Origin of the sequence: Methylobacterium sp. 285MFTsu5.1, from assembly GCF_000383455.1 — a bacterium.
Classification (GTDB): Bacteria; Pseudomonadota; Alphaproteobacteria; order Rhizobiales; family Beijerinckiaceae; genus Methylobacterium.
In genome coordinates this window covers 272,773-285,251 of sequence record NZ_KB911271.1, presented here as the reverse complement: position 1 = coordinate 285,251, position 12,479 = coordinate 272,773, and the positions used below count along the sequence as shown (strand labels likewise).

The 12,479-nt window shown below is 71.8% G+C and carries 11 protein-coding genes; 5 read left to right on the top strand and 6 right to left on the bottom strand.

Features of this window, described 5'->3' with window-relative positions; genetic code table 11:
- The first annotated feature begins 8 nt into the window (after window positions 1-8).
- Both H288_RS0105600 and H288_RS0105595 read left to right on the top strand, forming a co-directional pair.
- The gene (locus tag H288_RS0105600; protein ID WP_020091609.1) at window positions 9-1,004 is read left to right on the top strand and encodes a glycosyltransferase; all 996 of its coding nucleotides are present in this window, start codon (window positions 9-11) and stop codon (window positions 1,002-1,004) included.
- A 32-nt stretch (window positions 1,005-1,036) separates the two neighbouring features.
- The gene (locus tag H288_RS0105595; protein WP_020091608.1) at window positions 1,037-4,240 is read left to right on the top strand and encodes a glycosyltransferase; all 3,204 of its coding nucleotides are present in this window, start codon (window positions 1,037-1,039) and stop codon (window positions 4,238-4,240) included.
- 55 nt (window positions 4,241-4,295) lie between these two features.
- Here the strand turns inward: H288_RS0105595 and H288_RS0105590 are convergent, their stop codons facing one another.
- On the bottom strand, window positions 4,296-5,345 hold the full coding sequence (locus tag H288_RS0105590) for an aldo/keto reductase (protein WP_244540679.1): 1,050 nt from the start codon (window positions 5,343-5,345) through the stop codon (window positions 4,296-4,298).
- 140 nt (window positions 5,346-5,485) lie between these two features.
- Between H288_RS0105590 and H288_RS0105585 the strand changes: the two genes are divergently transcribed.
- The gene (locus H288_RS0105585; RefSeq protein ID WP_020091606.1) at window positions 5,486-6,397 is read left to right on the top strand and encodes a LysR family transcriptional regulator; all 912 of its coding nucleotides are present in this window, start codon (window positions 5,486-5,488) and stop codon (window positions 6,395-6,397) included.
- Between the two features lie 53 nt (window positions 6,398-6,450).
- Here the strand turns inward: H288_RS0105585 and H288_RS0105580 are convergent, their stop codons facing one another.
- The gene (locus H288_RS0105580; RefSeq protein WP_020091605.1) at window positions 6,451-7,329 is read right to left on the bottom strand and encodes an NmrA family NAD(P)-binding protein; all 879 of its coding nucleotides are present in this window, start codon (window positions 7,327-7,329) and stop codon (window positions 6,451-6,453) included.
- 122 nt (window positions 7,330-7,451) lie between these two features.
- Here H288_RS0105580 and H288_RS0105575 point away from each other — a divergent pair, with 122 nt between their 5' ends.
- Window positions 7,452-8,342 (top strand): LysR family transcriptional regulator, encoded by an 891-nt coding sequence (locus H288_RS0105575; protein WP_020091604.1) that lies wholly within the window; start codon window positions 7,452-7,454, stop codon window positions 8,340-8,342.
- A gap of 54 nt (window positions 8,343-8,396) precedes the next feature.
- Here H288_RS0105575 and H288_RS0105570 read toward each other — a convergent pair whose 3' ends face one another.
- A complete protein-coding gene (locus tag H288_RS0105570) occupies window positions 8,397-9,350 on the bottom strand; it encodes a LysR substrate-binding domain-containing protein (protein WP_020091603.1) in 954 nt (317 codons plus the stop codon).
- A gap of 108 nt (window positions 9,351-9,458) precedes the next feature.
- On the opposite strand from H288_RS0105570, the gene H288_RS0105565 reads away from it, so the two are divergent.
- The gene (locus H288_RS0105565; RefSeq protein WP_020091602.1) at window positions 9,459-10,748 is read left to right on the top strand and encodes a D-serine ammonia-lyase; all 1,290 of its coding nucleotides are present in this window, start codon (window positions 9,459-9,461) and stop codon (window positions 10,746-10,748) included.
- Window positions 10,749-10,863: 115 nt separating this feature from the next.
- Here H288_RS0105565 and H288_RS0105560 read toward each other — a convergent pair whose 3' ends face one another.
- The 3 genes from H288_RS0105560 to H288_RS0105550 all read right to left on the bottom strand — a co-directional run bounded on the left by H288_RS0105560 (window position 10,864) and on the right by H288_RS0105550 (window position 12,117).
- On the bottom strand, window positions 10,864-11,115 hold the full coding sequence (locus H288_RS0105560) for a PilZ domain-containing protein (RefSeq protein WP_020091601.1): 252 nt from the start codon (window positions 11,113-11,115) through the stop codon (window positions 10,864-10,866).
- Between the two features lie 117 nt (window positions 11,116-11,232).
- Window positions 11,233-11,538, bottom strand: a complete 306-nt coding sequence (locus H288_RS0105555) for a hypothetical protein (protein ID WP_020091600.1) — start codon at window positions 11,536-11,538, stop codon at window positions 11,233-11,235.
- Between the two features lie 291 nt (window positions 11,539-11,829).
- The gene (locus H288_RS0105550; RefSeq protein ID WP_020091599.1) at window positions 11,830-12,117 is read right to left on the bottom strand and encodes a hypothetical protein; all 288 of its coding nucleotides are present in this window, start codon (window positions 12,115-12,117) and stop codon (window positions 11,830-11,832) included.
- Window positions 12,118-12,479: the final 362 nt, after the last annotated feature.

The window sequence follows — 12,479 nt, the reverse complement described above, 5'->3', positions numbered from 1 at the left end:
CACGAGGGATGAATTTCGTCAGCGCGATCTCGTTGGCCGGGCCGCACGTCCTGGTCACGAGCACCTTCCCCGATGCGCTCAACAGGAATCCCGGGATCCGGAGCGATCTGGCAGAGGGCTTCGCCGAACTGCTCGGCGCCGAGCGCGTCAGACACACCCCTCTGGAACTGGCGGTCGCGGCGGTTCGGGCGACCCGGCCGGATGTCGTGATCGCGGTCGGAAGTCTCGTGCCTGACCTGGCGGATCTGCGCGCGCTTCGGCGGGCCGCGGACGCCGTGGGTGCCGTCCTGATCTTCTGGCTGACGGACGACCCGTACGAGTTCGACTACGCCTTCAAGGCGGAACTCTACGCCGACATCGTTGTGAGCAACGATTCCTGGGCGGCGCAGCACTACCGGCACCCCGACGTCCACCACCTGCCGCTGGCCGCGGCGCCCGACCGGCATTTCCGGCCGATCGCCCCGGTGGCGGAGCGGGAGACAGTCCTGTTCTTCTGCGGCGTCGCCTACCCGAACCGCGTCGCCCTGATGCGCCGGATCGACGATCTCCTGTGCCGGCACGTCGTGGAGATCCTGGGCGCCGAGTGGCCGGACACGCTCCAATGCGCGGTGAACCGCCGCCTCACGCCGGCGCAGATGGCCGACTACGCCGCGGCGGCGCGGCTGACGCTCAACATCGGCCGCGACCTCGACGTGGCCAATCGCCGGCTGTCGCTCCCGCAGGCGACGCCGGGACCGCGCACCTTCGAGGTCGCCCTGTCGGGCTCGGCGCAGCTGTTCTTCGTCACCGGCCTGGAAATCTGCGCGCATTTCGAGCCGGACACGGAGATCCTGCTGGTGGACGGCGCGGCCGATATCGCGCGCGCCATCGAGCGGTCGCTCGACGAGCCCGGCGCGATCGAGGCGATCGCGCGCCGGGCGCAGGCGCGGGCGCTCCGCGAGCACACCTACCGGCATCGCGCGGCGCGCCTGCTCGACCTGAGCCGCCTGACGGTCCCGGCCTGATCACGCCGCCGCTGAGACGGACGAGACCGCGCATGTCCGACCTGTCGATCCTGCTGCTCGACACCGAGCCGCAGACCCACAACCGCTACCTCGTGCTCGCCATCGCGGACGCGCTGCGCCGGCATCCCGCGGTCGGCCGGGTCCATGTCGGCGGGCACGGCGATGCCCTGGCCGCCTTCGTCGAGCAGGGTCTCGACACGCTGATCGCTTTCGGCGGCGCGCGGGCGCACGCGCCCCTGGTCGGTCGGCTCGCGGGGCTCGCTCGGACCAGCGTGCTCTGGACCACGGAGGATCCGTACGAGCGCGAAGCGAACGTGCGCGGGTCGGGGGTCTTCGATCTGGTCTTCACGAACGACCTTGCCACGGTCCCGGCCTACGGAGGCCGGGCACACCACCTCGCCCTCGGCGCCTCCTCGCTCTTCCACGATCTCCCGGTGCTCGAGGACGACGCGCGCTACCGCTACGACCTCCTCTTCATCGGAACGGCGTGGCCGAACAGGGTCGCGACCCTGAACGCGCTCTCGGCCAAGCTGCCGCGGGACGTGAAGTTCAAGCTGGCGCTGCCGTGGAACGCGCATATCGGTCCGCCGGAGCTGGAGGACGAGGCGCTCGTCACGGACTGGCGCTGCGGCAACCGCGACTTCGCCCTCCTGGCGAACCGCAGTCGCGTCGTGCTCACCCTGCCCCGGATCTTCTCGGCGGCGCGCGCCGATCAGGCGACCGGTTCGACGCCGCCGCCGCGGCTGTTCGAGACGGCGCTGGCCGGCGGCTACCAGGTCGTGGTCTCGCCCGAGCCGGAGACGGCCGCCTACTACACGCCGGGCGCCGAGATCGCGCTCTGCGACGACGAGGCCGGTGCGGTCGAGGCGATCCTGACGGCCCTGACCGAACCGGAGGCCCGCATCGCGCGCGCGCGCGCCGCGCAGGCGCGGACCCGCGCCGAGCACCTCTACGACCATCGCGTGGCGACGATCCTGGACGCGGTGATCGACCGGCGCCGGACGCAGACGCGCCGGCCCCCCCTCGAACCGTCAGCGCCCCGCACGGTCCTGATGCTCACCCACAACCGGATGGGGCATCGTCCCGGCGGCGGGGTCGAGGTCTATCAGGAACTGCTGACCGAGCTCGGCGAGCCGTACCGCGTCCTGTTCCTCTTCTCCGTCTTCGGCGACGGGCGCTGGTCGCTCCGGCTCGAGGGCCCGGGGATCGCGGAGAGCTTCGCCTGCGGTCCCGTCACGCCGCCGCTCTCGACGGACCCGTTCGTGGAGGGGATCTTCCAGAGACTGCTGTTCGAGCATCAGGTCGACCTCGTCCACATCCATCACCTGATGCACGTCCCGCTGTCGCTGCCGCTGATCGCGCGGGCCTGCGGCATACCCACCGTCTACCACCTGCACGACCATTTCCTGATCTGCGAGCGCTGGCTGCTGCTCGATCACACCGGCCGGTTCTGCGACGTCGTCAATCGCGGGGCGGACCAGTGCGACGCGTGCCTGGTCTCGGGAAACCAGTATCCGCCCGGCTCCAAGGCGCGCCGCGACGGCATGATGACCCTGGTGACCGACGCGATCGACGCCTTCGTCACGAGCACGCCCGCCACGGCGGAGTACCTCCGGCGCTACTTCCCCGGCATCCCCGCCGACCGGATCGTCGAGATCCCGATGGTGGCGCCGAACACCGCGCCGGCCGGGGCGCGGCCGGTGTCCAGGCGCAGGCGCGACGGCGATCGGCTGACCGTGGCGATCCTGGGCAATCTCGCGGCCCACAAGGGCGGCCAGCAGGCGATCAACCTGATCCGGAGCTGCGAGGCCTATCCCATCCATTTCAAGGTGATCGGCCGCATCGACGACCCGTACCGCGAGGCGGTCGCGGGCCTCGGACCGGATCAGGTCACCGTGACCGGCGCATACGAGCAGCACGCGATCGGCGGCCTGCTGGCCGGCTGCGATGTCTCGCTGCACCTCTCGACCTGGCCCGAGACGTTCGTCATCGCGCTGACGGAGGCGTGGCAGGCGGGCCTGGTCCCGATCGTCGCCGATATCGGGGCCCTGGCCGAGCGCGTCGAGGACGGGATCGACGGGTTCAAGGTCCCGCCGGACGATGCCGGCGCCGTCCGCGCGCGCCTCATCGCGCTACACTACGATCGCGCCCGCCTCGCCCGGATGCAGGCCTCCATCGGCCGGAAATCCTTCCCCGACACCGACGGCCACCTCGGGTCGGTCCGCGCCCTCTACGAGCGCCTGATCGAGGCGCGGCCGCTGCGCCACGGACGGGTTCCCAGCCACCTGCGGCACGGTTTCGACCTGCGGCTCGAGACCCTGGGATACCGGACGAACGCCGCCTCCTGGACCAGCGCGGCGATCGCGTGGGATGAGGCGGCCCGAGCGCCGGAGGCGTCGCCCACCGTGATGGCGGCGGCGCGCGCGCGCCCGGTTCCGGAGATGCCCGACGCGTTCCGGCGTCTAACGCTGAGGCCGGTCCGGCGCAGCGAGTGCGGCTGGAGCCTCGACGTGCTGCGCACGGACGAGCGCCTTAACCGGAGCCTGGATCTCTCGTCGGTCGTCGCGCGGGCTTCCGTGTTCCTGCGCGGCTGGCTGCACGTCTCGGGGCCGGCGCCGAAGGCGATCTACCTGCGGCTGACGGGTCGCACCGGGACATCGTGGGTCGCCCTGCAGAGCGATCTCCGTCCGGACGTGGCCAAGTGGTACGGTGAACCCGCCGCCGCGACGTCCGGCTTCACCGGCCAGATCGACGTCGCGGGGATGTCCTTCGGACGCTACGCGCTCGCGATCGTCCAGATCGCCGACGGTAGCCTGCGCATCCTCGAAGACGTCGCTTCGATCTTCATCGCCCCCGACACCGAGCCGCCGGCGCGCTTCGTTCCGGAGCCGCGCCATCTCGTCAGCGGGCCGCCGCACGTCCCGGATCTGCACCACAGCCTGCCGGATGCCGGCGACGCGCTCCGCGTGTCGCCGGGGCAGCTCTGGGCCGCGGAAGTCGCGTTCCCCGGGACCGCGCCCCGGCTCGGCAAGGACACGCTGGCGGTGTTTCGCGGCACCAACGGTCAGACGTGGCGGGCGCCCGTCCTCAAGATCGACGAGCGGACGGTGCGCATCACCGCCTCCGTCCCGAACATCGATCCGGGCGCCTACACGGTGTCCCTGGCCGAGCCGCACAACAGGACGTTGCGGACCCTCGCGACGCTGTTCCGCACCCAGGTGGCGCGTTCGGAGTGACGGGAATCACCGGCAAGCCCGGTCTCGATCCCCCGAGCCGACCCCGGACGTGGGCCTACCACGCCTCGACCCGTTCACCGCCGAAGATGCGCGAAGTCGGCAGCTCGAAGATGAAGTAGGGATTGAGTTGCGGCGGAGCCGCGGCCTCATCCAGGCGGGACTGCTGCTCGGGCGTCAGGACGACCTCGAGGGCGGCGATGTTCTGCGCCAGCTGCTCCGGGCGGCTCGCCCCGACCAGGACCGAGGCGACGCCGGGGCGCCGCGCGACCCAGGCCAGCGCCACCTGCGCCATCGGTCGGCCGACGTCCGCGGCGACCGCCCGCAGCACGTCCACCACCGCGAAGTTCGCCTCGGTGAACAGCATGCCGCCGAAGGGGTTGTCGCCGTTGAGCCGGCCGTCGCTGCCGCCCTCGGCCGCGTCGCCGGCCCGGTCCGGGAGCGAGCCTGCCGGACCGGCCTGAGCGAGCTTCTCGCGGCCGTACTTGCCGGTCAGCAGGCCGGCCGCCAGCGGGCTCCAGGGCACCAGCCCGAGCCCGAGGGCGCGGCCCGCGGGCAGCACATCGAGTTCCACGCCCCGGTCGAGCAGCGAGTAGGCGTATTGCAGGCCGATGGGTTCCGGGAGGCCGTGGGCACGGGCCAGCGCGGCGATCTGCGCGGCGTACCAAGCGGGCGCGTTCGAGAATCCGTAATACAGGATGTCGCCGCGCGCGACGGCGTCGGTCAGCGCCCGGAGGACTTCCTCCGGCGGCGTGGTCCGGTCCCAGACATGGGTCCAGTACAGGTCGATCCAGCCGGTCCTGAGACGGCGCAGGGAGCTCTCGAGACCGGAGCGGATGTTCCGCGCGCTGTTGCCTCCGGCGAGCGGCGTGCCCTGCGCGCGCGGGAAGCCGGACTTCGTCGCGACGACCAGGCGGTCGCGCAGACCGCGCGCCGCGATCAGGTCGCCGAGCATCGTCTCGCTCGCACCGCCCGCGTAGACGTCGGCCGTATCGAGGAAGTTGCCGCCCGCTTCGACGTAACGGTCGAAGATGGCCGCCGAGACCGTCGCGTCGCTGCCCCAGCGGGCGGCGCCGAAGGTCATGGTCCCGAGCGCAAGGGGGCTCACGGCCAGACCCGAGCGTCCCAGGGTTCGATAGTGCCTCAGATCCATCGCCGCACCTCACTGTTGAGGGCTTGGTCGTAGTCCGGCGTCGGGATCGGGATTAGCCGTGGTATTCCGCATGCACCTGTGAGCACAGTTCAGGAATGCGGCGCGGCACCCTCGAAGATCTGGCGGCTTTCGCGGCGGTGGCGCGCCATCGCAGCTTCACGCGGGCGGCCGCGGAGATGGGGCTGTCGCCCTCCGCGCTCAGCCACACGATGCGGGCTCTGGAGGCGCGTCACGGCGTGCGCCTGCTGGCCCGCACCACCCGCAGCGTCGCGCTCACTCCGGCCGGCGAGCGGCTGCTGCGGTCGGTCGGCCCCGCGCTCGAGGACGTCGCGCGCGGGCTCGACGCGCTGGCCGAGTGGCGCGGCGCGCCGTCGGGGCGGCTGCGGCTGACGACCTTCGCGTACGCCGCGCGGGCGATCCTCGAACCCAGACTGCCCAACTTCCTGATCGACCACCCGGCCGTCTCGGTGGAGGTGATCGTGGACGACCCCCTGACCGACATCGTCGCCGCCGGCTTCGACGCCGGGATCCGCTTCGGCGAGACGGTCGAGCGCGACATGGTGGCGGTCCGGGTCGGACCCGACCTGCGCACGGTGGTCGTCGCGACCCCGGACTACTTCGCCCGTCACCCGCGCCCGGAGAGCCCGGCTGACCTGGAAGCGCATTGCTGCGTGAACTACCGGCTCGTCGGCGGCGGTGGGTTGCTGCCCTGGGAGTTCGCCCGCGACGGCCGCGAGATCCGGGTGCGCGCGGCCGGCCAGCTCGTCGTGAACGATGGCCGGCTCGCGGCCGCCGCGATCCGGGCCGGTGCCGGGCTCGGCTACATGCTGGAAGACGAGGCGGCCGACGACCTAGCCGCGGGACATCTCGTCCAGGCGCTGGAGGCGTGGTGTCCGTCGTTTCCCGGCTGCCACCTCTACTACCCCGACCGGCAGGTCACGCCCGCCCTGCGCAGCCTGATCGACGCGCTGCGGTGGCGGGAGGCGCCGTCGCCTCCCTGCCCGTGAGACCGTGCCCGCGTGACAATGCCTGCGAGACCGTACCCGCGGGGCCTCCCCGCTCAGGCGCCCCGCCAGTCGCGGGCGACCTCGCCCGCGAAGTCGCGGTAGCTGCGCGGCCTGCGGCCGAGGAGCCTCGCGAAGTCCGCAACCTCGGCCTCGGTCGCGACGGCGCCATCCTCCTGGTAGCGGCGCATCATCACCCGCAGGTCATAGGCGAGCCAGGCGGGGGCGAAGCTCCGGAGCCGCTGCTCCAGCGCGTCGAGATCGTCGCCTCCGTAGCGGACCGCGCGCCCGAGGGCCTCGGACCAGATCTCCGCCAGGGCGTCGCCCGTCAGGGCGTCCGGCCCGACGACGTCGTAGGTCTCGGCCGGAAGACGGTCGGCCGCGCGCTCGCGGCGCAGCAGCGCGTTGGCCGCCGCCTCGGCGATATCGCGCACGTCGACCATCGAGACGCCGGCCTGCCCGAGGGGCACGGCATACAGGCCGGCCCCGAGAAGCGGCTCCTTCTGGGCGAGGTCGTTCTGCATGAAGTAGGAGGGCCGCAGCACCGTGGCGGGCAGGTCGAGGGCCGCGATCATCCGCTCGACGGCGTGCTTGCCGGTGAAGTGCGGGGCATCGACGAAGGCCTCGCTCTTGAAGACCGAGAGATAGACGATGCCGCGCACGCCCGCGTCGCGGGCGAGGCTGAGCGTCGTGATCGCCTGGGTCAGCTCGTCCGGCGCGTTGGCGACGAGCAGGAACAGGGTGTCGACCCCGACCAGCGCCGCGCGCATCGCGTCGATGTCGGCGGGATCGCCGCGGGCGGCCTCGACGCCGGAGGGGAATCGCGCCTTCTCGGGCGAGCGGGTCAGAGCGCGCACGGCGGCCCCCGCGGCGACGAGATGATCGATGACGGCGGAGCCGATGCGGCCCGTGGAACCGGTGACGAGGATGGTCATGGCGGATCTCCTGGATGCGGGGCGGCCCCGAGCGGGCCGCCGATGATCCGAAGATGCGCCGTTCCTTTTCTGAGCCATAGTCGGCAAGATCGGGACTGGGTGTCCCGGATCTGGAACAGCACATGGACCTCGCGGCGCTCGCCGACTTCAATCTCGTCGCCGGCCACGGCGGCTTCGGCCGCGCCGCCCGGGCGAGCGGGCGGCCGAAGGCGACGCTGTCGCGGCGCGTCGCCGAGCTCGAGGCGAGCCTCGGGACGCGGCTGATCGAGCGGGGCGAGCGCAGCCTGCGCCTGACAGAGGCGGGGGCGCTCCTCCACGCCCGGACGGGGCCGCTGCTCAGCGAGATCGCGGAGGCCGGCGCCGTCGTCGGTGGCGGCCTCGACCGACCCCGTGGGCGGCTCCGGGTGAGTGCGCCGCTGCTCCTGTCCGACACGCAGCTCGGCCGCGTCGCCGCGGACTTCGCCCGCGCCTATCCCGAGGTCGAGCTGGAGATCTCCGCCGAGGACCGGTTCGTCGACCCGATCGAGGAGGGTTTCGACGTGATCATCCGGGTCAATCCGAAGCCGGACGAGCGCCTCGTCGGGCGCTGTGTCCTGCGGGACGAGCTCTGGCTGGTGGCGCCGCCCGAGGTCCCGCGTCCCGAACAGTCGGCCGGGACCGACGCGGCGACCGTGCCGGCGGCGGTGCGCTGGACGCCGCGTCAGGACGAGACGTGGCAGGTCCATGACGGCCGGACGCGCCGGACCTACGCGCCCGTGCCGGTCCTGCGCCTGTCCTCGCTGCCGATGCTGCGCGACGCCGTGGTGGCGGGCGCCGGCGCGGCGCTGCTCCCGCGCTCGCTTGTCGGGGGCGACGTGGCGGCCGGACGCCTCGCCTGCTGGGGCTGGCTGGAGGGGCCGCCGACGGAGCTGTGGGCGCTCCACACGTCCCGGCGCTTGGTCAGTCCCAAGGTGAACGCCTTCGTCGCCCATCTGGCAGCCGCGCTGTCGACGGATCGACCCGCCCGGCGGTAGATCGAGCGTTCGAACCGAGGGGCGCCGAGCGCGGCGCGCGCGCGGGACGGTGCCCTATCCGCATTCTGCCGCACCGCCCCGACGCGGCGCCTCGGGCGAGCCCGGCGGACCCGCCATCGTCCGGCCGAGCCAGTCCACGAAGGCCGCCGCCGGCCCTGCGGGTGGCAGGGCACGCACGAGAACGAAGTACCGGAGCCCGTTCATGAGGGCCGCGTCGCAGGCGGGCACGAGGCGCCCGTCGGCGCGATAGGGCGCGACGATCAGCGATCGCCCCAGGGCGATGCCCGAGCCGCCGAGCGAGGCGCGCAGCGCCAGTTGCGCGAGGTTGAAGTAGAGATTCTGGACGCGGCCGCCCCAGGGCGCCCCATGGACGCCTATCCAGCGATCCCACTCCTCCGAGACGCTCGCGGCCGCCTCCCACGGCGTCGCGTCGTGGAGCAGCACGACGGCCCCGCCGGGATCCGCCGCATCCCGGTAGGCCGGGGCGCAGACCGGGTAGACCGGCTCGGGATGGTCGAAGACGACCGTCGCACTGGGAGGCGGCGCCGGGCCGTAGCGGATCGCGACGTCGATACCGGACTGCGCCATGCGTCCCGGATCCAGGTCGTGGGTCTCCCCGAAGACGGCGACGTCGATGTCGGGATGCGTGTCGCTGAAGGCTTTCAGCCTTGGCGCGAGCCATTCCGAGGCCAGGGAGGGGACGCAACTGATCCGCAGCGTCGCCCGGCCCTCGCGCCGTTCCCCCCGGAGCAGGGCCTCGCCCATCCCGTCGAAGCCGCTCCGCGCCGCGGCGAACAGGTGGTGACCCGCGGCAGTCAGCCGGATCTCGCGGGTGCCCCGCTCGAGCAGCGGGTAACCGAGGCGCCGCTCCAGCCGCTGGATCCGCTGCGTGACCGCGCTCTGCGTGACGGCGAGGCGGTCGCCCGCACGGGCGAAGCCGCCCGCCTCGACCAGGACGCGGAAGAAGAACAGGTCGCCGGCCAGGCGCGCGTCGAGCCTGACGGGCATGCCCGATCATAAGCGGGCCTAATAGACCGCACCAGAGAATATAATTGGCCGCATGAGCGCCGCTCGCGCAGGGTCGGCGCGGACAAACCGGGCAGGATCGGGAGCGCCATGGCAGCCGTCGACGGGATGCAGACTCAACCGCCGTGCGACCGGATCCCGGAGGCGGTCAGGCGCGCCAGCCCCACGGTCTGGATGAACCCGGCGCTGGACGCCACCGCGTCCGTCCTGCCCGGACTCGCGACCGGCCGTGCCGACGTGGACGCGGCCGTGGCGCGCTGGCAGCGGTTCGCGCCGCTCTTGGCGCGCCTCTTCCCCGAAGAGGGCGCCGGCCGGATCGACTCGCCGCTCGTCCCGCTGGAAGAGCGCCTGTCCCGTGACGTCCTGGACGGCGCCGACGGGCGCGTGCTGGTGAAGGCCGACCACGCGCTGCCGGTGACCGGCTGCATCAAGGCGCGCGGCGGCGTCTACGAGGTCCTGGCCTATGCCGAGGACCTGGCCGCGCGGGCCGGGCTGCTCACCGAGGGGCGATCCTACGCGGCCTTCGCCGACCCGGAATTCCGCGCCCTGTTCGCCCGCCACGTGATCGCGGTCGGCAGCACCGGCAATCTCGGCTTCAGCGTCGGCCTGATGGGGCGCTCGCTCGGCTTCGCGGTCGAGGTCCACATGTCCCACGACGCCAAGGCGTGGAAGAAGCAGCGCCTGCGCGAACTCGGCGCCCGCGTCGTCGAGCATCGCGGCGATTACGGGGCGGCGGTCGCGGCGGCCCGCGGCGCGTTCGCCGGCCGCGCGGACGCCCATTTCGTCGACGACGAGGATTCCGTCGACCTGTTTCTCGGCTACGCGGCCGCGGCCCTCGACCTTCAGCGCCAGCTCGCGGAGTCCGGGATCGCGGTGGGCCCGGCGCAACCCCTGTTCGTCTATCTGCCCTGCGGCGTGGGCGGCGCGCCGGGCGGCGTCGCCTTCGGCCTGAAGCTCTTGTTCGGTGACGCCGTGCACCCGGTCTTCGTCGAGCCGGTCGCGTCCCCGTGCATGCTGGTCCAGCTCGCGGCCGGTCTCGAGCGCACGGTCAGCGTCTACGATGTCGGCCTCGACAACCGCACCGCGGCGGACGGGTTGGCCTGCGCCTCCGCGTCGATGCTGGTGGCCCGGACGCTCGAGAAGCTGGTGGCCGCCGTGGTCACGGTGCCCGACGACGCGCTGTACCGCTGGCTCAGGGTGATGTGGACCGAGGCGGGCCTGCGCCTGGAGCCCTCGGCGGCGGCGGGCTTCGCGGCGGCCGGGCGCTTCGCCGCCACGCTGCCCGCGGCGGTCGGCGCCGCGGCCACCCACGTGATCTGGACGACCGGCGGCGCGCACCTCCCGGCCGAGGAATTCGAGGCGGCCCTCGCCCGCGGTTGAGGCGCGCTGGACGTCGGATCAAAAACCGAGACCGCGCGGCCGCGGCTCCTGGATCGTGCCCGATCGCCAGGCGATCCGCGGCCGATTCAAAGTGAGGGCCAGACCCGGCCGTCGCTCACTCCATCAGGTCGGTCAGGGCCCCGATCTCGTCGGCGTTCTTCCAGACCGTCTCGCAGCCGATCACCGTGTCGGTGGCGTCGATCGTAAGCGTGAACGCGGGGGGCACCCGCTCGGTCCCGACGAGCCGGAGGCGAACACCCCACCGCGACATGTCGTGCACCACGCAGGGGATGGCGGGATGGCCGGCCACCGAGATGCATCCGCTCAGGTTGACGGAGACGCGTCGGGCGTTGCGCTGGTTGTCCATAAGTACTCCGCGCTAGAGCGCCGGAGGATAAGCGGCGACCGATCAAGGGCCGGTTTACGAACTGAACTCAATTGCGCCTAAAATTCGCGTCGAGGTGGCTAATACCGAAGTCTCGACCTACCGATTGGGAAGCCACCGGGAGACGAAGGTCAGCGGACGCGACGTGCCGGCCCGGCCGTCGGCATCCGCACGCGCGTCCTCGTCCGGCAGCAGCGACCCGATCAGGCGGAGCAGCTTCTCCCGCTCCTCCCCGGTGAACAGCACGAGGAAGGAACCGAGATCCAGTTGGACCTCCGGCGCGTCATCGCCCGGGGAGTGAGAGACGTAGGGCTGTCCGGTCTGGAGGTCGCGCATCAGGGCCCAGCGGTCGCCGCCGACGCCGACATGGAATTCGCGCGCTATCCGTGGGCCCTGTTCAATCATTGCTCATCCCGCACGCCGTCAACGTGCAATTTTCAACGGGATAGAGCGCGCAAACGCCTTGCGATATAACCTGGCTCAAGAATTCACAGGTATCGTCGACTGCAGCCCCACCGGCGCGAGCCGCCGGTGACGGGATGTCGGCGCGGTCTCGGGCTGGAGGTTGGTGCACTTGCGGCGCAGGATCGCGGACGATCCGACGCCGGACTGACATGCCCCATCTCCGCGCGGCAAAGGGCGCGTTTTCGGACCGAGAAGGGCGAGCGCTCCGCTCTCGCCCGGTCGGCGCCGGCCCTAGCGATACGCGTGGGGGCGTGAGCGCTCGAAGGCGGCCGCGCAGGCCGTGTCGAAGAGCTTGCAGGGCGGCGGGGCGTCGCCCGGTTCGACGAGCATCGGCTGTCCGCGGATGTCTCCGGTGGCGTGAGCCTGCGAGTACCGTGACCGCGGGTCGAAGTAAGGATCCGAAGTGTAACTGCTCATGAAGGCGCCTCCTGCCGGCATCTCGCTCTCGGACAGCGCCACGCCGGTCTGCAGCGACAGTGAGAGCACCGAGACCAAGATCAGCAGACATCGTCTGGTCATAGGCCTGCTCCTCCTTGAGCGCACGAGATCGGCAGCGCGGAAGCCGCGCTCCGGATGTCCTGGATGTGTCCGACGAGACCGCCGCGGGCGTCAGCGGCCGGTCTCTGCGAGCAGGCCCGCCACAACGCGTGCGCGCTTCGGAACAGCCGCCCGACGGGATCACAGCGTGGCCGCGACGCACTGCCTTCAGCGACGTTGGCGGGTCAGCCCATCTCGACATTCGGAAGATGGCGCAAGCCGAGCACGCACTGCAATAAAATAGGCTTTTCAGCAGTGAAAACGAAATTGATTTGAGAAATTTTCTTTAAAATTCGATGCGCGCCCGTCCGGCCGCGGCCTGGGTCGGAGACAGTTCAAGCATC